18 protein-coding genes are annotated in these 21,702 nt (G+C 61.5%); 14 read left to right on the forward strand and 4 right to left on the reverse strand.

Features of this window, described 5'->3' with window-relative positions:
* Positions 1–48: 48 nt before the first annotated feature.
* The 3 genes from SULPSESMR1_RS25400 (at position 49) to SULPSESMR1_RS05095 (ending at position 3,781) form a co-directional block, all read left to right on the forward strand.
* Positions 49–1,524 (forward strand): LysM peptidoglycan-binding domain-containing protein, encoded by a 1,476-nt coding sequence (locus SULPSESMR1_RS25400; protein ID WP_240311257.1) that lies wholly within the window; start codon positions 49–51, stop codon positions 1,522–1,524.
* Between the two features lie 72 nt (positions 1,525–1,596).
* Positions 1,597–3,441, forward strand: coding sequence for an ABCB family ABC transporter ATP-binding protein/permease (locus tag SULPSESMR1_RS05090; RefSeq protein WP_089419841.1), 1,845 nt, complete (start codon positions 1,597–1,599; stop codon positions 3,439–3,441).
* 4 nt (positions 3,442–3,445) lie between these two features.
* On the forward strand, positions 3,446–3,781 hold the full coding sequence (locus SULPSESMR1_RS05095) for a hypothetical protein (protein ID WP_089419842.1): 336 nt from the start codon (positions 3,446–3,448) through the stop codon (positions 3,779–3,781).
* 44 nt (positions 3,782–3,825) lie between these two features.
* Here the strand turns inward: SULPSESMR1_RS05095 and SULPSESMR1_RS05100 are convergent, their stop codons facing one another.
* Positions 3,826–7,746, reverse strand: coding sequence for an efflux RND transporter permease subunit (locus tag SULPSESMR1_RS05100; RefSeq protein WP_089419843.1), 3,921 nt, complete (start codon positions 7,744–7,746; stop codon positions 3,826–3,828).
* Positions 7,743–9,017, reverse strand: a complete 1,275-nt coding sequence (locus SULPSESMR1_RS05105; protein WP_089419844.1) for an efflux RND transporter periplasmic adaptor subunit — start codon at positions 9,015–9,017, stop codon at positions 7,743–7,745. The genes SULPSESMR1_RS05100 and SULPSESMR1_RS05105 overlap by 4 nt, the downstream gene beginning before the upstream one ends.
* 243 nt (positions 9,018–9,260) lie before the next feature.
* Here SULPSESMR1_RS05105 and SULPSESMR1_RS05110 point away from each other — a divergent pair, with 243 nt between their 5' ends.
* The 3 genes from SULPSESMR1_RS05110 to der all read left to right on the forward strand — a co-directional run bounded on the left by SULPSESMR1_RS05110 (position 9,261) and on the right by der (position 12,884).
* Positions 9,261–9,938: a tetratricopeptide repeat protein gene (locus SULPSESMR1_RS05110; RefSeq protein ID WP_089419845.1), complete on the forward strand. Its 678-nt coding sequence runs from the start codon at positions 9,261–9,263 to the stop codon at positions 9,936–9,938.
* 48 nt (positions 9,939–9,986) lie between these two features.
* Positions 9,987–11,339 (forward strand): PQQ-like beta-propeller repeat protein, encoded by a 1,353-nt coding sequence (locus SULPSESMR1_RS05115; RefSeq protein ID WP_089419846.1) that lies wholly within the window; start codon positions 9,987–9,989, stop codon positions 11,337–11,339.
* Between the two features lie 69 nt (positions 11,340–11,408).
* Entirely contained in the window at positions 11,409–12,884 is a 1,476-nt protein-coding gene (gene der / locus SULPSESMR1_RS05120; protein WP_089419847.1) for a ribosome biogenesis GTPase Der, read from the forward strand.
* Between the two features lie 25 nt (positions 12,885–12,909).
* Here der and SULPSESMR1_RS05125 read toward each other — a convergent pair whose 3' ends face one another.
* On the reverse strand, positions 12,910–13,599 hold the full coding sequence (locus SULPSESMR1_RS05125; protein ID WP_089419848.1) for a tryptophan-rich sensory protein: 690 nt from the start codon (positions 13,597–13,599) through the stop codon (positions 12,910–12,912).
* 82 nt (positions 13,600–13,681) lie between these two features.
* Between SULPSESMR1_RS05125 and SULPSESMR1_RS05130 the strand changes: the two genes are divergently transcribed.
* Positions 13,682–14,791 (forward strand): DUF2235 domain-containing protein, encoded by a 1,110-nt coding sequence (locus tag SULPSESMR1_RS05130; RefSeq protein ID WP_157728966.1) that lies wholly within the window; start codon positions 13,682–13,684, stop codon positions 14,789–14,791.
* On the opposite strand, the gene serS is transcribed toward SULPSESMR1_RS05130, so the two are convergent.
* Positions 14,788–16,080 carry a serine--tRNA ligase gene (gene serS / locus SULPSESMR1_RS05135; RefSeq protein ID WP_089422163.1) on the reverse strand — a complete coding sequence of 431 codons (1,293 nt, stop codon included), beginning with the start codon at positions 16,078–16,080 and terminating at the stop codon, positions 14,788–14,790. The genes SULPSESMR1_RS05130 and serS overlap by 4 nt on opposite strands.
* 210 nt (positions 16,081–16,290) lie before the next feature.
* Here serS and yajC point away from each other — a divergent pair, with 210 nt between their 5' ends.
* The 7 genes from yajC (at position 16,291) to ccmB (ending at position 21,654) form a co-directional block, all read left to right on the forward strand.
* Entirely contained in the window at positions 16,291–16,569 is a 279-nt protein-coding gene (gene yajC / locus SULPSESMR1_RS05140; RefSeq protein WP_089419849.1) for a preprotein translocase subunit YajC, read from the forward strand.
* The gene (gene secD, locus SULPSESMR1_RS05145; protein WP_089419850.1) at positions 16,570–18,231 is read left to right on the forward strand and encodes a protein translocase subunit SecD; all 1,662 of its coding nucleotides are present in this window, start codon (positions 16,570–16,572) and stop codon (positions 18,229–18,231) included.
* Between the two features lies 1 nt (position 18,232).
* A complete protein-coding gene (gene secF, locus SULPSESMR1_RS05150; RefSeq protein WP_089419851.1) occupies positions 18,233–19,201 on the forward strand; it encodes a protein translocase subunit SecF in 969 nt (322 codons plus the stop codon).
* Positions 19,194–19,949, forward strand: a complete 756-nt coding sequence (locus SULPSESMR1_RS05155) for a sulfite exporter TauE/SafE family protein (RefSeq protein ID WP_089419852.1) — start codon at positions 19,194–19,196, stop codon at positions 19,947–19,949. Before secF ends, SULPSESMR1_RS05155 begins: the two co-directional genes overlap by 8 nt.
* Before the next feature lies 1 nt (position 19,950).
* Positions 19,951–20,304, forward strand: a complete 354-nt coding sequence (locus tag SULPSESMR1_RS05160) for an Mth938-like domain-containing protein (protein ID WP_089419853.1) — start codon at positions 19,951–19,953, stop codon at positions 20,302–20,304.
* A 76-nt stretch (positions 20,305–20,380) separates the two neighbouring features.
* The gene (ccmA, locus tag SULPSESMR1_RS05165; RefSeq protein WP_089419854.1) at positions 20,381–21,001 is read left to right on the forward strand and encodes a heme ABC exporter ATP-binding protein CcmA; all 621 of its coding nucleotides are present in this window, start codon (positions 20,381–20,383) and stop codon (positions 20,999–21,001) included.
* Complete coding sequence (ccmB, locus tag SULPSESMR1_RS05170) at positions 20,998–21,654, forward strand: heme exporter protein CcmB (RefSeq protein WP_089419855.1); 657 nt, start codon at positions 20,998–21,000, stop codon at positions 21,652–21,654. Before ccmA ends, ccmB begins: the two co-directional genes overlap by 4 nt.
* Positions 21,655–21,702: the final 48 nt, after the last annotated feature.

Consider the following 21,702-nt stretch of genomic DNA (forward strand, 5'->3'; position numbering starts at 1 on the left):
AATGGCACTTGGGCCAACTGGGGGGCGCCGTGCGGGCGCGTGTGCGACATGAGCAAGTTTTCATCATTTTCAGGAGCACTCGCAGGTGTCACGGCGGCAGCCGTTGTAGTTGTTGTCGCTGGCGTGGGTTTGTATTTTCTCAAACCTGCCCCCGTTGATGCGCCGGTGCCGGTGATGCAGACGACAGAAGGGGGGGGAGAAGTCGCCCAACCCGCCGCCGATGCGCCCGAAGTGGCGGTGCCCAACGACGAAGCGATCCCGACACCGCAAACCGCCGACACACCCACGCCACCCACGATTGACGAAGTGCGCCTTGAGGCTGACGGGATTTTTGTCGTGGCCGGTCGCGCAGCCCCTGACAGCACCGTTGCGGTGCTGCTGGACGGGTTGGAAAATACCACGACCCAGACCAGCGGGCAGGGTGCATTTGCCGCCGTGACCCTGATCGAACCCAGCAACCAGCCGCAGATATTGACCGTGATCCAGCGCGGCGTGGATGGTGATGTTGCGGGCGTGGAAGAGATTGTGTTGGCTCCGGTTGTCGCACCCCCTGCTGCGGCCACCGCGCAAATGGCCGATACTGCGCAACCGGTTGAGGACACGCCTGCCGCTGAGACGCCCGAGGCCGTGGACATGGCGGGCGCGGATACTTCCGAAACTGTGACCGCCGCGGACACCAAGGGCGCACCCGAAACCCCGACCACCCCTGTGGATGACGCCCCCGTCGACACGGCTGCAGCGGATGCGCCAGAAGCCGCCCCTGAAGCAACAGCGCAAGCGCCCGCTGCGTCCGAGGCAACACCAGACACGGCGCAAACCGCTGATGCGCCCGAACCCGATGCCACCCCGCAAACCGCTGAGGCGGCAGCCCCCAAGGTTTCAGACCAGACCGCACAGGCAGTTGCCCCCGACGCCACCGCCACGACAGGGGCACCCGCGCAGACCACAACTGTCGACACCCCGTCCGAGACACCAACATCCCCCGCGTCCTCCGGCGTCGCCATCCTGAAATCCGATGCGCAGGGGGTGGAACTGGTCAACAACCCGTCAGCCCAGACCAAACTGAACGTCGCCATCGACACCATCGGCTATGCCGAAGACGGCGGTGTGCAACTGTCCGGCCGTGCCACAGGGCGCAGCGGATCGGTGCGTGTCTATCTGGACAATGCGGCCATCGTCGAGCTGCCCGTCGATGACCGTGGCCGCTGGCGGGGCGAACTGCCTGCGGTCGATGCGGGCGTCTATACCATGCGCGTGGACGAGATGAACACAGCGGGTGACGTGGTCAGCCGCGCCGAAACCCCGTTCAAACGCGAAGACCCTGCCGCACTGGCCGCCCAATCGGGCCCGCAGGATGCACCGGTCAAGGCGGTGACGGTTCAGACCGGCAACACGCTTTGGGCCATCGCCCGCGAACGCTATGGCGAGGGCGTGCTTTACGTGCGCGTCTTCGAGGCGAACCGCGACAGCATCCGTGACCCCGATCTGATCTATCCCGGTCAGGTCTTTGCTCTGCCCGACTAAGAACGGCCTTCGCAGCACTGGCAACCCTGCGCTTCAGGCTCTATGTAAGAGGTCAGCAAAACAGGACCCTTCATGCCAGCCGACACAGCCAGCCCCGATCAGGAAACCGACGCCGCGGACCGGATCGAAATTGACCGTAATGAGGCCGAGCGCCGCTCGGGTTGGCGCACCATCCGCAAGGTCATGCCCTATCTGTGGCCCGACAATCTGCCGTGGGTGAAACACCGCGTTGTCTGGGCGCTGCTGGCGTTGCTTGCGTCGAAACTGGTGTCTGTCTACATCCCCGTCATCTTTCGTGACGCGGTCAACGTGCTGTCGGACGAGGGTGTGTCTGCGCTGGCATTAGGGGCTGTTGGTCTGACCATTGCCTATGGTGTGGCCCGGCTGATGAACGTGGGCTTTCAGCAACTGCGCGACGCGATTTTTGCCCGCGTCGGGCAGCGCGCACTGCGAATGCTGGCGCTTGAGACCTTTCAACACATCCACCGTCTGTCTATGCGCTATCACATCACCCGCAAGACCGGCGGGCTAAGCCGGATCATCGAACGTGGCGTGAAAGGCGTTGATTTCCTGTTGCGCTTCTTGCTGTTTTCTATTGGCCCGCTGGTGCTGGAACTGTTGCTGATCGGGGTTATCCTGACGGTGCTGTTCGACTGGGTATATCTGGCCATCGTGGCTTTCACCATCGCGCTTTATGTGTGGTTCACTTTCACAGTTACGGAATGGCGCGTGAAATTGCGCCGCGAGATGAACGACCAAGACACTGACGCCAACCAAAAGGCGATCGATAGTCTGCTGAACTATGAAACCGTGAAATATTTCGGGGCCGAAGAGCGTGAAGCGGGGCGCTATGACAGTGCGATGGCAGGCTACGAGGCGGCGGCACTCAAGACCTCTTATTCGTTGGCGTTTCTGAACTTTGGCCAGTCGTTTCTGATCACCTGCGGGTTGGTTGGTGTGATGGTCATGGCTGCAGTCGGTGTGCAGAATGGCAGTTTGACGGTGGGCGATTTCGTCATGGTCAATGCCTATATGATCCAGATCACCATGCCGTTGAACTTCCTCGGTTCGGTCTATCGCGAAATCCGACAGGCGCTGGTGGACATGGGCGAGATGTTCGATCTGCTCGAGCAACCCGCCGATGTGCAGGACCGGCCCGACGCCAAGCCGCTGGTCGTGACCGGTGGGCGGATCGAACTGGACGATGTGCATTTTGGCTATGATCCCGAGCGTGCGATCCTCAAGGGGGTCACACTGACCGCAGAGCCGGGGCAGATGGTGGCAATTGTCGGGTCGACCGGATCAGGCAAATCTACCATAGGGCGGCTGTTGTTCCGGTTTTACGACGTGGGCAGCGGTGCGCTGCGCATCGACGGGCAGGATGTGCGCGACGTGACCCAGACCAGCCTGCACGACGCCATTGGTGTGGTTCCGCAGGATACGGTGCTGTTCAACGACACGATCCGCTATAACATCGCCTACGGGCGCGGTGGTGCGACGCAGGACGAGATCGAAGAGGCGGCGAAAGCGGCGCAAATCCATGATTTCGTACTTAGCCTGCCCGATGGCTATGACACCGCAGTGGGCGAGCGCGGGCTAAAGCTGTCTGGCGGCGAAAAACAGCGCGTGGGCATTGCGCGGACCTTGTTGAAAGACCCGCCGATCCTGTTGTTGGACGAGGCGACCAGCGCATTGGACAGCGAGACCGAGCAAGAGATCAAATCGGCATTGATGGCTGCAGGGCGGGGGCGCACGGTGGTTACCATTGCGCACCGGCTCAGCACCATTTCCGAGGCGGACCGGATTATCGTGCTGGAAAAGGGCAAGATCGTCGAACACGGCACCCACGAGGCTCTGTTGGCGCAATCGGGGCGCTATGCGCAACTTTGGAACCGCCAGCAGGTTGAAGAGGTCTGAAGGCATGGCGCCAAAGGACCATCCGCAAACCCCTGACGGACGTTATTTCCTGTCCAGGGGCAAGCTGTGGCGTATGACCGATCCGGCGCTGCCCGACGACCTGCGCCGCGCTGCAATCAAGCGGATGATGCGTGCGCGTCTGGAAGTGCGGCGGGCGGAGGATGCTGCTGCGCAGCAAGAGGCGCGCGCCCGCGTGGACGCGGCCAAGGTTGCCTTGGGTGAACGCGGGCCGGTCTGGTGGGACGACGGTGCGCCGGATGAAACCGGCGCGGCCCCCGAAGCGTCAAGCTATGCCGCGTGGTGGGCGGGTCTTGACGCAGGCACAAAGACCAAAGGATAACCATCTGGCAACAGTGGCACAGTTGGGGTCCGCAGGCGCGTGCGTTACTCGGCTGCGCGCAGGCCGCTGTCCAGGCGCGGGTCTTTGGGAACGGTGGGCTTGGCCGTCTTTGCCTCGGTGGCACCATCATCCCAGATGATCTCGTGTGTGTCGGCGCGTTTGGCCTGCCGGTTCAGCGCCCAGTCGCGGGCGGCGTCGCTGGCACGGCCAAGGCTGAGCTTGGCCAGAAGGTGTGACAGCCACAGAACATAGGTGCCCAGCCATACGCGGATCGCCAGCAGCGAGGGCGTGATGACCAGTGTCAGAACCGTCGCAATGCCCAGCCCAAAGACCACGGCGGTGGCCAACTGTTTCCACCACAGCGCTGTCGGGCTGTCGATGGTAAAGCCGCCGTTGATGAAATCCAGCGACAGGCCGAACATCATCGGCGCAAGACCCGCCATCGTGGTGATTGTGGTCAGTAACACGGGGCGGATGCGGTCCTGTGCCGTGCGGATGATCGCCTCGATCCTTGGCATGTAGCGTTCGTATTCCTGATAGGTGTCGATTAGAACGATGTTGTTGTTCACCACAATCCCCGCCAGCGCCACGATGCCGGTGCCGGTCATGATGATCGAGAATGCCTGATCCATGACCATCATCCCGATCAGCACACCGGCGGTGGACAGTACCACGGCCCCCAGCACCAGCAGCGAATTGTAGACGCTGTTGAACTGCGCCAGCAGGATAATGAACATCAGCCCCAAGGCCGCCGTAAAGGCGGAACTCAGGAATGCCTGACTTTCGGCCTGATCTTCCTGATCGCCTGTCCATTCCCATTCGACGCCCGCAGGCAAGGGTTTGGTGTCCAGCCACTTGGTGATTTCCGCGATGCGTTCGTTGGCGTTGACCGGCACCATGTGCAGGCTACCTTGGTCCAGATCGGCTTGCAGGTCGGCCGCGGTGCTGGTGGAGTCCAGTATCGCATAGGTCGTGCCATCCTCGGCCCGCAGGGGGCCGTTCGGGTCAGCGGCAAGCGTAGCGACCGCATCGGCTGTGGTCGCGTCCGCGCCGGTGGCCTGTGCCGAGACCAGCTTTTGCAGATCGATCAGCACGCCCGCTTTGACGTCAAAATAGCGTTTCTGGTTCACACGGCTGATCTGCGCCAGCTTTGGCACCGGCGTGCGGGTGATAAAGTTCGACAGCGGCACCAGCCCGTCCGATGTGCGCACTTTCAGCGTATCCAAGGTGCTCAACAGGCGGTCCTGTTCGGGCAGACGCACGCGAATTTCGATCTCTTCGTCTGAGGTGTCAACGCGCATGGTGTCCAGCAGCAACCCGCGGGTCACCAGTTGTACCATCGCACCCACTGTTGCCACGTCAGCGCCGTACCGGCCCGCTTTTTCAACATCCACATCGATTTGCCAGTCGATGCCGGGCAGGGGGCGGGTGTCTTCGATCAGTTTCAGGCCGGGGGTTTGGTCGAACTCGGTCCGTGCGATGGTCGTGGCTGTGATCAGGTCTTCCCAGTTGTCGCCCTTCAGGCGCAGGTGTACCGGCTTGGCCGAGGCCGGACCCATCGCCAGATTGAGAATTTCGACACGAATACCGGGAATCTGGCCAAGCTGGCTGGTCAGGTCGTCGATCACCACATCGCCGTCAAAGTCGGGATCCTGTACGTCGCGCGTAAAGGTGTAGTTGATCAGCGGAATGGTAAAGACCGGCTCTTTGTGGCTGGGGCGGTCTTCCCACGGGATGGTTTCGATCTGCACCTGTCCGATCGCATCTTTGGGGGATTGCGCGCCGCCGGTGTTGGCGTTCAGCCCGCCGGTGCCCGCAAAGGCAAAGGCGGTGGCCACGCCGGGGTGTTGCAGGATGATCTGCTCGGCCTGCCGAACCAGATCGTCCTTTTCGTCAAGCCCCAGATTACCGCGTGCCATCACATAGACGATTGCCTGCTCGGGTTCGGATTCGACAAAAAACTCGACGCCGTTGTTGTTGTTCATGAACGTGATCAGCGTGGTGCCGACAAAGACGAAAACCGCGCCCACCATCACCAGCGGCATCACCGGATTGCCCGCGATAAAGGCCATCACATGACCAAAAGGCGAACGCTGATAGCCCGCGCGCACACGCTGTTTACGTTTGCCGATGGTCTTGGCCACCAGCCAGCGGCCACCGCGTCCCAGTCGCGCGATTACCGCCAGCGCGGCCAGAAACAACCCGCCCACACAGGCAAGCACGACACCACCTGTTGCGGCCGTCAGCACGATCACGCCAAAGGCGGTCGCAAAGGTGACCATGATGGATTGAAGGTTGGTCTGGTCCAGCGCAGCAAAGACATCGCCCAGCAGGGCGAAGACGGGCGGGCCGGCATCTGGCCCGTGGGGCACAAACGTCAGCGCCATCACCACACCGGCAACAGCGACAAACCCCACAATCAGCCCGATATGCGCGAACAATGGCAGCGATGCGATGCGGGCAACACTTTGCGATACCATGCGCTCCAACCGTCCGGTCACACCACCCATCACAGGCAGATAGATCAGCGCCACGATCAGAGAGGCCGACAGCACAAAGATGATGGTGACCGGCAACATGCCCATAAACTGGCCCGGTACACCGGGCCAGAACAGCATCGGCAGGAATGCACACAAGGTCGTTGCCGTGGACGAGATGACTGGCCAGAACATCCGCTTGGCCGCATCCACATAGGCCTGCATCGGGCCCACGCCTTCGGCCTGACGTTTGTCGGCATATTCGACCACCACGATGGCCCCGTCCACCAGCATCCCCACGGCCAGAATCAGGCCGAACATGACAATGTTGGAAATCGAGATACCCATCAGCGCCAGCAGAACAAAACACAGCAGGAACGATGTGGGGATCGCAAAGCCCACCAGCAGCGAGGCGCGCAGGCCAAGGGCGGCCAGCACCACGATCATCACCAGCGCAATGGCGGTAAAGACCGACCCCTGAAGCTGTTGCACCATCGAATTGACCACACGGCTTTGGTCGTTCGAGGTGCCGATGGTAACGGCGGCCTTCAATCCTTCGGGCCATTCGCCGGTCTGTTCGGCCACAGTTGCTTTGATCACGTCGGCGGTGTCGATCAGGTTGAAGCCTTTGCGTTTGACCACCTGCAGGGCGATCGTATCCGCACCGTTAAAGCGTGCGGTGCTTTCGCGGTCTTCAAAGGTCAGGTTGATCTCGGCAACGTCGCCCAGCGTGACCACGCGGTCGCCGTTGATCTTGACGGGCAGTGCATAAACATCCCGTGCGGTTTTGAACGACGAGGGGATTTTGACCGCAAAGCTACCGTGGGACGAAGTGATCTCGCCTGCGGCGATCAGCAGGTTGTTGTTCTGCACCACATTCACCAGCTCGGCGGCGGTAACGTTGTAGGCTTCCAGACGCAGCGGGTCGATGATCACTTCAAGCATCTCGTCGCGGTTGCCCGCTATCGGAGCCTCCAGCACAGCGTCCAGCGATTCAAGCTCGTCCTGCAAGTCCTTGGCCACGCGGGCCATCGTGCGTTCGGGCACGGGGCCGGACAGGTTGACGATGATGATCGGAAATTCGGAAAAGTTGAACTCTTCCACGGTGTATTGTTCAGCCCCGTCGGGGAATTTCGCCTGTGCGTTGTTTAGCGCGTCGCGGGCGTCGGCCATGACTTGGGTCTTGTCCCAGCCGAATTCGAATTCCAGCACGATGTTGGCATAGTTTTCGGCGGCGGTGGCGCTCATCTTTTTCAGGCCGGGCAAATCGGCCAGTTCGGTTTCCATCGGCTTGATCAAGAGCGCCTCGGCATCCGACGCCGAAATGCCGGGGAAGGGGGCGGTGACGATCAGCATCGGAATTTCGATGTCAGGCTCGCCCTCTTTGGGCAGACTGACATAGGCAAAGGCGCCGACCGTCAGGGACAGCACCACAAAGGCCAGAACCATCCGCGCCCGTGACGCGGCCCAATCGACAATGCCACTCATTCAGCAGCCTCCTGAAAGGTGGCGTCGACGGTGACGCCGGCGGTCACGAATTCCTGTCCGACCACGATCACATCGACTGCGTCGGGCAATCCTGTCAGCCAGACGCCCTTGGGTGTGTCGCGCAGCAGTTTGACAGGTTGGAATTGCACCACACCGTCAGTGGTCAGGGTGCGCAGGCCCAAGGTGCCCTCGTCGTTCAGGGTCAGGGCCGATTGCGGCAACAGATGCGCGGGTGCGCCATCGGTGGCAATCAGGATCTCGACAGTCTGGCCGTCGCTCAGGTTCATATCCGAGTTGGGAATTTCAATTTCGACCCGAAATGTGCGGGTGGTCGCATCGGCAGAGCGCGACAGAAAGGACACGCGCCCCTGTACTTCGCCACCCGAGGCCAGACGCCCGCCGCCGATGGCACCCACATGCACGCGGCTCACTTCGGTTTCGGGGACAAAGGCCACCAGTTTGATCGGGTCCAGCTGGATCACCGTGGCGCACAGCGCGCCGGGTTGCATCAGACTGCCCAGTTCAGCGGTGTCGCTTTCCAGCAGGCCGGCAAAGGGGGCGTGGATTTCCAGCCGTTCAATTTCCTTTTCGGCGGCAGCCACAGCCGCTTGGGCGGATTGAATACCCGCATCCGCCGATTGCAGCCCCGATTGGGCGGCTTGGACACCAGCACGGGCCGATTCCAATCCGGCGCGGGCAGAGGCGACCGTGGCATCGGCGCTTTTGACGCGGGTTTCAGCGGCAAAGCCGCCTTCGCTCAACTTGGTGGCGGCGTTCTGGTTGATCAGGGCTTCGTCCAGACGTGCCTGCGCTTCGGCCACGCGGCTTTGTGCCTCGGGCACGCGGCTTTGTGCCTCGGACTTGCCTGCGCTTGCTTCCGAAAGGCGCGCCTGCGCTTCTTCCAGTGCCGCACCGCGGGTGCCGGGAGACAATTTGCACAGCAACTGGCCCGCCTCGACATATGTGCCCTTGGGCAGCGGTTCGGACATGACTGTGGATGTCGTTTCGGCTTTGACCTCGACCTGACGCTTGGCTTGGGTTTGGCCGCGCAGCACCACGGCGCTGTCGATTTCACGCGCCGTGGAATGTTGGGCCACGACGCGGATCAGCGGCGCGGCGGCCGGCGCTTCCTGGCGGGGGGCGGCTGTTTCGGTTCCGGCCTCGGGGGCGGTGTCGCTGCGCAGATAGGCCATTGTGTCCTCGCGTTCGACGGTAAAAGCCAGCACGATGACAGCGACAACAATCGCCGCAAGGATAGAAAAAATACGCATATGCGCCCCGATTCGAATTCTACGTGTCGCTTCTGCCATGCAGATGCTGACAGTATATGTACCTAATACACTGAACTGACCAGTTCAGATCATAAAATTACATCCTGCGGTGCAATTTCGCAAAAGGTCGCAGGTGGCGGGTTCGGGCGCGTGCCCCTTGGCTTGCGGGCATGTGCGCGTTAAGAGGGGCGAAACCGCGCCCCACCAGAGGGTCGGACCCTGTGACAGACCCGAGGCCACGCCATGAGCAATAACGACAGTTTTATTGACGAAGTGAACGACGAAGTCCGCCGCGACCGCCTGTATGGCATGTTGCGTCGTTATGGCTGGATCGCAGTGCTGGTCATTGTGCTGATCGTGGGCGGGGCGGCGTTTACCGAATGGCGCAAGGCACAGACCCGCGCCGAGGCAGAAGCCTTGGGTGACGCAATGCTCAGCGCGCTGAAGCTGGACGACAGCGCCGCGCGCGCGGCTGCATTCTCGGAAATCGAGACTGGCCAGCCCTCGGCCCGTGCGGTGCTGAACTTTTTGACCGCGTCGGAGGAATTCGAGGCCGGAAACGTCCAAGAGGCCAATGCGCAGTTGCAAGAGGTTGCCAACAACAACGACGTGCCGCTGATCTACCGCCAGATCGCATCGTTCAAGATATTGGGGCAGGGCGCGGCCACGATGTCGGTCGAGGACCGCCGCGCAGGCTATGAGGCGCTGGCGCAACCGGGGGTGCCGCTGCGCCTGCTGGCGACAGAGCAACTGGCGATGATCGACGTGGAAACCGGCGATACAGATGCCGCGATTGCCCGTCTTAAAACCATTTTGGACGACAGTGAAGTGACGCCAGACTTGCAACAGCGGGCGCTACAGGTGATTGTGGCGCTGGGTGGGGAGCCCGACCTTGGCGCAAACGGCGCCAACGGCAACTGAATACACGACTAATTTGCCTCGGGACCAGAAACGACAATGAGCAGAGCCATGAGATCGAAACCCATTTTCGCGGCGCGTTTGCCTTTGGCTCTGGCCCTTGGCGGCAGCCTGATCCTAAGCGCGTGTAACGAGCCCGAAACCATTCTGGCCGGCAAACGCGAGCCTGTCCGGTCGGTGTTGCAAAACCCCGATCCTGCCGATCTTGATGTGTCGGTTGCACCGGAAAACACCACACAGGCGATTTCGCTGCCTGTGGCGCAGAACAACGGGTCGTGGACACATTCCATCGGCACACCTGCCTATCGCACCGTGCATCCGGCCCTGTCAGCAGCGCCCCAACGAATCTGGAGCGCCAACATCGGTCAGGGCGACAGCCGTCGCCAGCGCATTACCGCCGATCCGGTGGTGGACGCGGGCCGTATCTTTACCCTTGATAGCGGATCGACCGTCACGGCCACGTCCACTTCGGGCGAAACCCTTTGGCAGGCTGATGTGCGCCCCGAACGCGATGATGCGGGCGATGCCACCGGTGGCGGTCTGGCCGTCAAGGATGGCACGCTTTATGTGTCCTCCGGCTATGGCGTGCTGACTGCGCTGGACACCACCAACGGTGGCGTGCGCTGGACCCAGCAACTGGATGCTACAGGCTCTGGTGCGCCCACGGTTTATGGCGATCTGGTCTATCTGATGGCCGGAGACGACACAGGTTGGGCGATTGATACCAAAACGGGCCGCATAAGCTGGCAGGTAACGGGACCGACGTCGGTGTCGAATATTCTGGGCGCCCCTGCTCCCGCACTGACCGATGAACTGGCGATTTTCGCCTTTGGCTCGGGCGAGTTGCAGGCGGTGTTCCGCAAGGGTGGTTTGCGCCGCTGGGATGCGTCGGTGCTGGGTGAACGTCCGGGCCGTGCTCTGTCGAAGGTGGATGATGTCACCGGTACACCTGTTGTAGTTGGCAATACTGTTTATGCGGGCAATCAGGCGGGCCGTATGGTGGCGCTTGATGCTGTGTCGGGTATGCGCCAGTGGACTGCCAACGATGGCGCGATCGACACGATGTACCCCATTGGCGGCAGCATCTTTGCGGTGACCGACCGCAACGAGCTGGTGCGTCTTGATGCCTCTGATGGCAGCCGTATCTGGGGCACCCGTTTGCCCAATTACGTCAAGGACCGCCCCAAGAAAATCGCGGAAGTCTATGCCCACAATGGCCCCGTTGTGGCTGGTGGTCGCGTGCGCGTCGCCTCGTCCGATGGTCTGCTGCGCAGCTTTGATCCGGTCAGTGGCGCGCTTGTCGGCACCGCTGAAATACCGGGTGGCGCAACCACTGCACCCGTGGTCGCGGGTGGTACGTTGTACGTTGTCGGCCGCAACGGGCAATTGCACGCTTTCCGTTGATGCGGAATTGCGCTAGGGCGTGCTCTTTGGGGCGCGCATCCACGCGCCTGACCTGAACCGGAGACTGTCATGTCTTTCACCCTCGCCATCGTGGGGCGGCCCAATGTGGGCAAGTCCACGCTGTTCAACCGCCTTGTGGGCAAGCGTCTGGCGCTGGTCGACGACCAACCCGGTGTGACGCGCGACCTGCGCGAAGGCGCGGCCCGTCTGGCCGACCTGCGCTTTACCGTGATCGACACCGCCGGTCTGGAAGAGGCCACCGACGAATCCCTGGAAGGACGGATGCGCAAGCTGACCGAACGTGCCGTGGACATGGCCGACATCTGCCTGTTCATGATCGACGCGCGGGCAGGGGTCACCCCCACCGACCAAGTGTTCGCGGAAATCCTGCGCAAACGCTCGGCCCATGTGATTCTGGCCGCCAACAAGGGCGAAGGCTCTGCCGCCGATGCCGGCGTAATCGAGGCCTATAGCCTTGGTTTGGGCGAACCGATCCGCCTGTCTGCCGAACATGGCGAGGGGCTGAACGATCTGTACACCCATCTGATGCCGCTGGCCGATAAATTCGCCGAACGCGCCGCCGAAGATGCCCCCGAAGTCGACGTGATTCTGGATGAGGACGAGGACGACATGGATGTCGTGCCGGTGCCCACCAATGCCAAACCGCTGCAAGTGGCCGTTGTGGGCCGCCCCAACGCGGGTAAGTCGACGCTGATCAACAAGATTCTGGGTGACGAACGTCTGCTGACCGGCCCCGAGGCAGGCATCACCCGCGACGCCATCTCGTTGCGGATCGACTGGGCGGGTGATGACGGTGTGCCTGTACCGATGCGGATATTCGACACCGCCGGTATGCGCAAAAAGGCCAAGGTTCAGGGCAAACTTGAAAAACTCAGCGTCGGTGACGGGCTGCGAGCCGTGAAGTTTGCCGAGGTTGTGGTTGTGCTGCTGGATGCGGCGATTCCCTTTGAACAACAGGATTTGCGCATCGCCGATCTGGCCGAACGCGAAGGACGTGCGGTCATCATTGCGGTGAATAAATGGGACATCGAGGACGACAAGCAGGACAAGCTGCGTGACCTGAAGGAAAGTTTCGAGCGGCTGCTGCCACAATTGCGCGGCGCGCCGTTGATCACTGTTTCGGCCAAAACGGGCCGTGGTCTGGACCGTTTGCACGCTGCTATCATGAAAGCCTATGACGTGTGGAACCGCCGTGTGCCTACTGCCGCGCTGAACCGCTGGCTGAGCGGCATGGTTGAGGCACATCCGCCTCCCGCGCCGCAGGGCAAACGCATCAAGTTGCGGTATATGACGCAGGCCAAAACGCGGCCGCCGGGGTTTGTGGTGATGTGTTCGCACCCCGACAAGGTGCCGGAAAGCTATTCGCGCTATCTGGTAAATGCGCTGCGGATTGATTTCGACATGCCGGGCACGCCGATCCGTCTGTATATGCGCGGGCAGAACGATTCGAACCCCTACAAGGGCCGCAAAAAGGCGCCGCCCTCCAAGCTGCGCAAACACACCGACGGTCGTCGCAGCAGCTGATGCTGCGACCTCTCAGCGCACGTCGTCACAGACGTGCGCTGCGCACCATTGGCACCACCATCGCCACGGCCCCCACCAACGCCAACCATCCGACACCTGTGTCGCTGGTACCCCAATTCTGCACCGCAACCGCAATCAGTGCCCAGATCACGGCAAGACCGTAGGTTGGTGCGCGGGCCAGCCATGTCTGCACCCCCATCGCTAGCAGGATTGCCAGCACCACAAAGACATAGGCTGCGGTGCTTTCGGTCATCCAGCCATAGCCTGCCGCCAGCAGGCCCAGCGACACGCAAGACGCTGCACTTAACCAGCCTGCATAAAGCCCCACGGGCCACGCCGCCCAAAGACCATCTAGCTGCGGGGTGCGGAACAGGGCGATCAGTGCTGTCACCAGCATCACCCAGATCAGGATGGTCGCCCAGACAGGGCTGAGCATCGCCACAGGCAACCATGTGGCCCCGACGGCCAGCGACAGCGCCAACATTGGACGCATACCGGCCCATTCCGTCGGGCGTTTCAGGCCAAACAGGGCGCTGACGATCAACCAGACATAGATCAACCCCCAGATCGAAAACGCATAGCCCGCAGGCTGCACCGGCGGGTTGTCTTGCGAAATCGGGAACTGATCGGGATCAAATCCGCCGAACCCCGGCACCAGCAAGGGCGAGGCCGCAAAGGCGACGCTGAGGATCAGAACAAGGATGGCGAGGGGCATGATATTTACACTTCTAACGAGAAAGTTAATGTTGTTACCTATTCACCTAAGCCGTTTCATTGCACTGCCAAGGATTAATCCCATGACCCGTATCGCCATTTTCTGCGATGGCACGTGGAATTCACCCACGATCGAAGAACCCACCAGCGTTCACAAGCTGCATCACACGTTGATAAGCGACCCCGCGCAGGGGCAGGTCTCGGCTTATTTCAAGGGGATTGGCACCGACGAGCGTTTTGACGGGCCGGTCAGGAAGTTCTTTAATAAATGGGGGGGCGGGATATTCGGCTGGGGTTTGGACGCCAAAGTGAAGCAGGCCTATCAGTTCATCGCACAGGTCTATCAGCCCGGAGACGAGATTTACCTTTTTGGCTTTTCGCGCGGGGCGTTCACCGCGCGGTCCGTGGGCGGAATGATCCGCAAGTGCGGCATTGTCACGGACACATCGCCCGATGGCATCAATGCCGCCTTTAAACTCTACCGCATGCCCGGAAAACGCAATCATCCGGACAAACCGCACATCCTGCGCGAACGCCGCGCTTTGTCGCCTGAATTTGCCACCTCGCAAGAGGATCTCGACTGGCGGAATGACGGCTCGGAACTGGTCAACATTGCGTATATCGGCGTCTGGGACACGGTTGGCGCGCGCGGCGTGCCGGTGGCCCTTTTTGGTTTTGTCGCATCGCTCTGGAACAAGCAGTACAAATTTCACGATATGGCCCTGTCCAGCCTTGTGCGCAGCGCCCGCCATGCGCTGGCGGTGGACGAACGGCGGTTGTTCTACCGGCCTGCGAAATGGGATAATCTGGACGATCAGGGCGGCAAAACAGGCCTGAACAAAGGCGACACCGGACCTACGCGCAAATACCAGCAGGTCTGGTTTGTCGGCACCCACAGCGTGGTCGGCGGCAGCGCTCGGGTGCAGCAGTTGTCAGCCTTTCCACTGCAATGGATTTACGAAGGGGCCACGGTGCTGAAACAGAAAGACGGGGTGCGCTTTCCCCATGTGGACGTGGATGCGCTGGTGGATACGGACGAGCTTGGGGGAAAAACCGGCTGGCTGTGGGACAAGCTGAACGGCTGGCGCGACGGGCCACAGCAGACATGGGAAATGCACTCATCCACCTATGCGCGGCTGCGCGGGCGTACGGATTACCGCCCGCACAGCTTGCTCGGGATGTTTCCGGACTAGATCAGCGTACCGTCTGCGCCCAGCTTGGTCTTGCCGCCCAGATAGGGTGCCAGCACCTGCGGCAGATCGACCGAGCCGTCCGCCTGCTGGCCGTTTTCCAGCACCGCGATCAGGCAGCGCCCGACTGCCAGACCCGAACCGTTCAGCGTGTGCACGAACTGCGGCTTGCCGCCGTCTGCTGGCTTGAACCGTGCGTTCATGCGGCGGGCCTGAAAATCACCCGTGGTCGAAACCGAGCTGATCTCGCGATAGGCATCCTGACCGGGCAACCACGCCTCGATGTCATAGGTCCGGCGCGCGCCAAAACCCATGTCGCCGGTGCACAGGATCACAGTGCGATAGGGAATGCCCAGCCGCTCCAGCAGATCCTCGGCGCAGCGCAGCATCCGCTTTTGCTCGTTGTCCGATTCTGCGGGCAAGGTAACGCTGACCATCTCGACCTTTTCGAACTGGTGCTGGCGCAACATGCCCGATGTGTCACGCCCCGCACTGCCCGCTTCCGAGCGGAAGCACAGCGTGTGCGCGGTGTAGCGGCGCGGGAGGTTGCGTTCGTCGATCACTTCGCCTGCGGCAATATAGGTCAGCGGCACTTCGGATGTGGGCACCAGCCAGTTGCCATCAGTGGTCTGATAGCTGTCTTCACCGAATTTGGGCAACTTGTCGGTGCCGTACATAGCGTCGGATTTGACCAGAACGGGGGTGTTCGTTTCGGTCAGGCCGTTCACGTCTACGTGGGTGTCCAGCATGAATTGCGCCAGCGCACGGTGGATGCGCGCCACTGCGCCCGACAACAACACAAACCGGCTGCCGGAAATTTTTGCGGCGGTCTCGAAGTCCATCGACGGTGCAACGCCTTCCAGCTCGAAATGTTCGCGCGGGGTGAACTCAAAGCTGCGCGGCGTGCCCCAGCGGTTCACTTCGACGTTGTCGGCCTCGTCTGCGCCGTCGGGTACGTCATTTGCGGGCAGATTGGGGATGCGCGCCAGCTTGTCGGTCAATTGCGCATCCAGCGCCTTGGCCGCATCGTTCATCTCGGCGATCTCGGCTTTTTTGGCAGCCACCAGTGCGCGCAGGCGTTCGAACTCGGCTTCGTCGCCGCGTCCTTTGGCGGCGCCTACTTCCTTGCTGGCTTTGTTCTGCTCGGCCTGCGCGGTTTCAGCGGCCAGAATTTTGCCACGGCGCGCTTCGTCCAGCGACAACAGATCCGAAGATACCGGCGCATCCCCGCGGCGGGCAAGGGCCGCATCAAAAGCGGCGGGATTTTCACGGATGGCGCGGATATCGTGCATGGTCTGTTCCTCTGAGCAATGTGTCAGCTTTGAGTCGGTGCGCGCCTTATGACCCATTGCGCCCCCGAAAGGTAGCCTCTGGATGGCCCGAAACGGGTCGAGATGCCGCAGATAAGTGCCATAAGCACCTTGCACACATGCCAAGCCACCCATAGGTTCTGCCAAAATCGACATCAGGCCGATGAAGGCCGCCCAAAAGGACCAATCTACATGCAACAACTCGGCCAGTTCGTTCCCCTCATCCTGATCTTCGCTATCATGTATTTCCTGTTGATCCGCCCGCAGCAGAAAAAGGTCAAAGAACATCAGGCCATGGTTCAGGCGTTGCGCCGGGGTGATCAGGTCGTGACCCAGGGCGGCATCATCGGCAAAGTGATCAAGGTCAAGGAAGAGAACGAAGTCGAGATCGAAGTGGCGGATGGCGTAAAAGTGCGCGTTGTCCAAAGCACGATCGCGCAAGTGATCTCGAAAACCGAGCCAGCCAAGTAAATGCTGCAAATCGGTTTCTGGAAACGGCTGTTTATCTGGGGCCTGATTGCCCTTGGTTTGCTGTTGGCATTGCCGAACGCGTTTTACACGCGGGTCGAGCAGTCGAATGATGCGGTCGCCGCCATCGAGGCCGGTGCCGATACCCCTGAAAATCAGGAAATTGCCGGGCAGTGGCCGGAATGGATGCCGTCGAACCTTGTGAATCTCGGGCTTGATCTGCGCGGCGGCGCGCATCTGCTGGCCGAAGTACAGGTAGCGGATGTCTACGAGACACGGATGCAGGCCAGCTGGCCCGAAATCCGCGATGCGCTGCGCCCCGAGCGGGCCTCCGTGGGCACCATCCGTTTGCAAGATTCCGAACCGGGCACCCTGCGTATTCGCATCAGCGAACCGGCGGGCATGCCCCGCGCGCTTGAGATCGTGCGCGGGCTGGCACGGCCCGTTCAGACACTGACCGGTGCGGGTTCCAGCGACATCGTGGCCAGCGGGCAGGGTGATCTGATCACCGTAACCCTCAGCGACGCCGAAAAACAGGCCACCGACGAACGCACCATGCAGCAATCGCTGGAAATCGTGCGCCGCCGCATCGACGAGGTCGGCACGCGCGAACCCACGATCCAGCGTCAGGGCACTGACCGGATCCTGATTCAGGTGCCGGGCATCGGTTCTGCCGGTGAATTGAAGGCACTGTTGGGCACTACGGCCCAGTTGACGTTCAACCCCGTCGTGACCCGCACAACCGATGGCGCCACATCCGTGGGGCCGGGTGAAAAGCTGGTGCCGTCGCTGGACGAACAGGGCATGTTCTATGTGATCGAAACGGCTGCTGTCGTCTCGGGTGAAGACCTCGTGGACGCGCAGCCGACCTTTGACCAGAACGGCGGCCCTGCGGTCAGCTTCCGCTTTGACTCTACCGGCGCTCGGCGTTTTGGCGATTATACGGCTGAAAACATCGGCAGCCCCTTTGCCATCGTGCTGGATAACGAAGTCGTCAGTGCCCCCGTGATCCAAAGCCATATTCCCGGCGGGTCGGGGATTATCACAGGGCGCTTCAACGTCGAACAGACCACAAAGCTGGCGGTTCTGTTGCGGGCCGGGGCGTTGCCTGCCGATATGAATTTTCTTGAAGAACGCACCATCGGCCCCGAATTGGGGCAGGACAGCATCGAGGCGGGCAAACTTGCCACGGCAGTGGCCTTTGCCGCTGTGCTGATCTTCATGGTGCTTTGCTACGGGCTGTTCGGTCTATTTGCCAACATCGCGTTGATCATCAACATTGCGCTGATTTTTGGGCTGCTCAGCACCATTGGCGCCACGCTGACCCTGCCGGGCATTGCGGGCATCGTTCTGACGGTCGGTATGGCGGTGGACGCCAATGTGCTGGTGTTCGAACGTATCCGCGAAGAGCTGAAATCGGCACGCGGGCCTGCACGGGCGATCGAACTTGGCTATGAAAAAGCACTCAGCGCCATTCTGGATGCCAATATCACCACATTCATTACCGCCGTAATCCTGTTCGTCATGGGCTCTGGCCCGGTGCGCGGCTTTGCCATCACGCTGGGTCTGGGCATCCTGACGTCCGTCTTCACCGCCGTTTTCGTGACGCGGTTGATGGTGGTCATGTGGTATGAACGCCGCCGCCCCAAGCAGATCGAGGTTTGATATGCGTTTGAAACTGGTTCCCGACGAGACGCAATTTGACTTCTTTGGTCGCTGGAAGATGTGGCTGGGCATTTCTGCGTTGATGGTTGTAATCGGCTTTGGTTCGTTCCTGTTACAGGGTCTGAACTTCGGCATCGACTTTCGCGGCGGCACAACGATCCGCACCGAAAGCACCCAACCGGTGGACATCGGAGTGTACCGCGATGCGATTGCGACGCTGGAATTGGGTGACGTTTCGATCACCGAAGTGTTCGATCCCAGCTTTGGCGACGACCAGAACGTTGCGATGGTGCGTATTCAGGCCCAAGACGATCAGGAAGCCGTGACCACGCAGACCATCGAGGCAGTCGAAGCGGCGCTGGCAGAACAAGTGCCGGATATCAAGTTTATCTCGGTCCAATCCGTGGGCCCAAAGGTCTCGGGCGAGTTGATCCAGACGGCTGTGCTGGCTGTGGTTCTCGCGATCGGGGCGGTGCTGGTCTATATCTGGCTGCGGTTCGAATGGCAGTTTGCTTTGGGCGCTGTTGCGGCCCTTGTACATGACGTGATCCTGACCATCGGCGTGTTTTCAGAGCTGCAAATACGGTTCGATCTGGCGATTATCGCGGCACTGCTGACCATCGTGGGCTATTCGCTGAACGACACGGTGGTGGTATTTGACCGTGTCCGCGAGAACCTGCGCAAGTACAAAAAGCGCCCGCTGAAAGAGGTGTTGAACCTGTCGATCAACGAAACCCTCAGCCGGACGCTGATGACATCGCTGACCACGCTGCTGGCGCTGATCTCGCTTTATGTGCTTGGCGGCGACGTGATCCGCGGGTTCGTCTTTGCGATGATCTGGGGCGTGGTTGTGGGGACATATTCGTCGATCTTTGTCGCCTCGACCATCCTGCTGTATCTGGGCGTTAAGCGCGATTGGACCAAACAGGACGGCAATACCGGCAACCAGTTTGCCAACATCGATGCCTGATATCCTGTCAGAGGCTCTGGCTTTGCCGGGCCTCTGGCTGCTGGTCTGCGGTGCATTGATCGCAGGGATCGTGCGCGGTTTTTCCGGCTTTGGCACCGCAATGATCTATCTGCCGATTGCAGCACAGGTCATGCCGCCCATCTGGGCGATCCTTTCCTTGGTGATGCTGGACGTATTCGGGCCGATGCCCATCGTGCCACGCGCCTTGCGTCAGGCGCACCGCAGCGATCTGGTGTTGCTGCTGTTGGGCACCATCTGCCTGTTGCCCGTGGGGCTGGCGCTGCTGGCGCTGATGTCGGGCGAAACATACCGCTATCTTGTGTGTATCCTGTCGCTGGCGCTGGTTACCTGTCTGGCGCTGGGGCTGCGCTATCACGGTCGGCTGACACCGCCGCTGGTGGGGGGCATCGGCGCGCTGGCGGGGTTTTCGGGTGGCCTGAGTGGCGTGCCGGGGCCACCGGTGATTCTGTTCTATATGGCCAGCGCACTGCCGGTGGCGGTGGTGCGGGCGAATGTGCTGCTTTATTTGTTCGCCTTTGATTTCCTGTTGGTCGGAGTGCTTGCCCTGCGCGGCGATCTGGTCTGGCTGCCTGTGGTGATTGGTCTGCTTTTGGCGGTGCCGTCGATGATCGGCAATATGATCGGCGCTGCCATTTTCAACCCGGATAAAGCTGGCATATACCGTAGTGTTGCCTATGTGGTTGTGGCAAGCTCGGCCATTATGGGCCTGCCTGTCTGGGGGAATTAAGATGCGTCTGAATGAAGTGACCTATAACGACGCCAAGCCCGTCGAGGGGTATGGCCCCGGCTTTTTCCGCATCGGCGGCGAAGTGTTTCAGGGCGCAGTGCTGACTGGTCCGGATGGCACGCAAATCTGGGATGGCTATGATGCCCCCGAGGCGCTGCTGGCGCTGGCGGGCCGGATTGATGTGCTATTTATGGGCACCGGTGCCGAAATTGCCCACATCCCCACTGGTCTGCGCACCCAACTGGAAGAGGCCGGTGTCGGCGTCGAGGTGATGGCCTCACCCGCAGCGGCGCGCACCTATAATGTACTGCTCAGCGAAGGTCGCCGCATTGCGCTGGCGATGTTGCCCGTCTGAGAGGGCGGCGCGGGCAGATGTGGTCGCCCCGCTGAAAGGGGTTTCCGCAAGTGTGTGCATCCGCTAGGTCTGCCTGATGGAATTGAATGTATCCGATCTGTCTGTGGCGCGCGGTGGCGTGCCGGTGCTGGCAGGTGTCAGCCTGTCGCTGTCACCCGGTCAGGCGCTAGTGCTGCGCGGACCGAACGGGTCGGGCAAAACCACGCTTTTGCGCACCATCGCCGGTCTGCAACCCGCACTGGCCGGCCATGTGACGGGCGCCGAGGATCGCATCGCCTATGCGGGGCACGCCGACGGGCTGAAGGCGATGCTGACTGTAACCGAGAACCTGATATTCTGGGCGGCGGTTTTTGGCACGCGGGACGTGGCACAGGCGATGGCGGCCTTTGCGCTGACGCCGCTGGCGGATCGTCTGGCGGGCACGCTGTCGGCGGGGCAGAAACGGCGACTGGGGTTGGCGCGGTTGCTGGTCACGGGCCGCGAAATCTGGGTGCTGGACGAGCCAACCGTTTCACTGGACGCAGACGCTGTGGCGCTGTTTGCGGGTGCAGTGCACGCGCATCTGGCGGCGGGCGGCATGGCGCTGATTGCCACGCATATTGATTTGGGGCTGGAAGCGGCGGTGCTGGATGTCTCTCCGTTTCGCGTGACGCATGAGGCCACACGACTGGGTGCCAGCGACGAGGCGTTTCTGTGAGGGCGCTGCTGGTGCGCGACCTGCGTCTGGCTCTGCGGGCGGGGGGCGGCTTTGGCCTTGGGCTGGCGTTTTTCCTGATTGTCGTGGTGCTGGTGCCGTTCAGCGTGGGGCCACAACCCGAATTGCTGGGGCGCATCGCAGCGGGCGTGTTGTGGCTGGCGGCATTGCTGGCCTGTCTGCTGTCGCTGGACCGTATTCTGGCGCTGGATTTCGAGGATGGCACGCTGGACGTGCTGGCAACTGCCCCGCTGCCGCTGGAGGCGGCGCTGAGCGTCAAGGCGCTGGCGCACTGGCTGACCACGGGGGTGCCGTTGGTGGTGGCTGCTCCTGTGCTGGCGGTGCTGCTGAACCTGCCTGTAGCGGGCTACGGCGGGCTGGTGTTGTCGCTGTTGCTGGGCACGCCCGCGCTGTCGGTGATCGGCACCTTTGGTGCGGCGCTGACCGTGGGGATCAAACGCGGCGGGTTGCTGTTGTCGCTGCTGGTGCTGCCGCTCTATGTGCCCACGCTGATTTTCGGCGCCGAAGCCGCGCGGCGCAGTGCCGCCGGACTGGACGCCGCAACCCCGCTGTTGATGCTGGCGGGGATCAGCGCGGGTGTGCTGGCGCTGATGCCCTTTGCCAGTGCCGCCGTCCTGCGCGTCAACTTGCGGTGAGCGCATTGCCGCAGCCGTGCGACGGGGATTGAGCCCGTGCGCCGAACC

This window comes from Pseudosulfitobacter pseudonitzschiae (assembly GCF_002222635.1).
GTDB lineage: Bacteria > Pseudomonadota > Alphaproteobacteria > Rhodobacterales > Rhodobacteraceae > Pseudosulfitobacter > Pseudosulfitobacter pseudonitzschiae_A.

Excerpts from the sequence above, each read along its gene's own strand:
- yajC (WP_089419849.1), top strand. The coding sequence starts at position 16,291 with ATGCAACAACTCGGCCAGTTCGTTCCCCTCATCCTGATCTTCGCTATC.
- SULPSESMR1_RS05100 (WP_089419843.1), bottom strand. The coding sequence starts at position 7,746 with ATGAGTGGCATTGTCGATTGGGCCGCGTCACGGGCGCGGATGGTTCTG.
- SULPSESMR1_RS05095 (WP_089419842.1), top strand. The coding sequence starts at position 3,446 with ATGGCGCCAAAGGACCATCCGCAAACCCCTGACGGACGTTATTTCCTG.
- SULPSESMR1_RS05125 (WP_089419848.1), bottom strand. The coding sequence starts at position 13,599 with ATGCCCCTCGCCATCCTTGTTCTGATCCTCAGCGTCGCCTTTGCGGCC.
- SULPSESMR1_RS25400 (WP_240311257.1), top strand. The coding sequence starts at position 49 with ATGAGCAAGTTTTCATCATTTTCAGGAGCACTCGCAGGTGTCACGGCG.
- SULPSESMR1_RS05155 (WP_089419852.1), top strand. The coding sequence starts at position 19,194 with ATGCCTGATATCCTGTCAGAGGCTCTGGCTTTGCCGGGCCTCTGGCTG.
- SULPSESMR1_RS05090 (WP_089419841.1), top strand. The coding sequence starts at position 1,597 with ATGCCAGCCGACACAGCCAGCCCCGATCAGGAAACCGACGCCGCGGAC.
- SULPSESMR1_RS05160 (WP_089419853.1), top strand. The coding sequence starts at position 19,951 with ATGCGTCTGAATGAAGTGACCTATAACGACGCCAAGCCCGTCGAGGGG.
- SULPSESMR1_RS05115 (WP_089419846.1), top strand. The coding sequence starts at position 9,987 with ATGAGATCGAAACCCATTTTCGCGGCGCGTTTGCCTTTGGCTCTGGCC.
- SULPSESMR1_RS05105 (WP_089419844.1), bottom strand. The coding sequence starts at position 9,017 with ATGCGTATTTTTTCTATCCTTGCGGCGATTGTTGTCGCTGTCATCGTG.
- secF (WP_089419851.1), top strand. The coding sequence starts at position 18,233 with ATGCGTTTGAAACTGGTTCCCGACGAGACGCAATTTGACTTCTTTGGT.
- SULPSESMR1_RS05110 (WP_089419845.1), top strand. The coding sequence starts at position 9,261 with ATGAGCAATAACGACAGTTTTATTGACGAAGTGAACGACGAAGTCCGC.
- ccmA (WP_089419854.1), top strand. The coding sequence starts at position 20,381 with ATGGAATTGAATGTATCCGATCTGTCTGTGGCGCGCGGTGGCGTGCCG.
- secD (WP_089419850.1), top strand. The coding sequence starts at position 16,570 with ATGCTGCAAATCGGTTTCTGGAAACGGCTGTTTATCTGGGGCCTGATT.
- der (WP_089419847.1), top strand. The coding sequence starts at position 11,409 with ATGTCTTTCACCCTCGCCATCGTGGGGCGGCCCAATGTGGGCAAGTCC.
- serS (WP_089422163.1), bottom strand. The coding sequence starts at position 16,080 with ATGCACGATATCCGCGCCATCCGTGAAAATCCCGCCGCTTTTGATGCG.
- SULPSESMR1_RS05130 (WP_157728966.1), top strand. The coding sequence starts at position 13,682 with ATGACCCGTATCGCCATTTTCTGCGATGGCACGTGGAATTCACCCACG.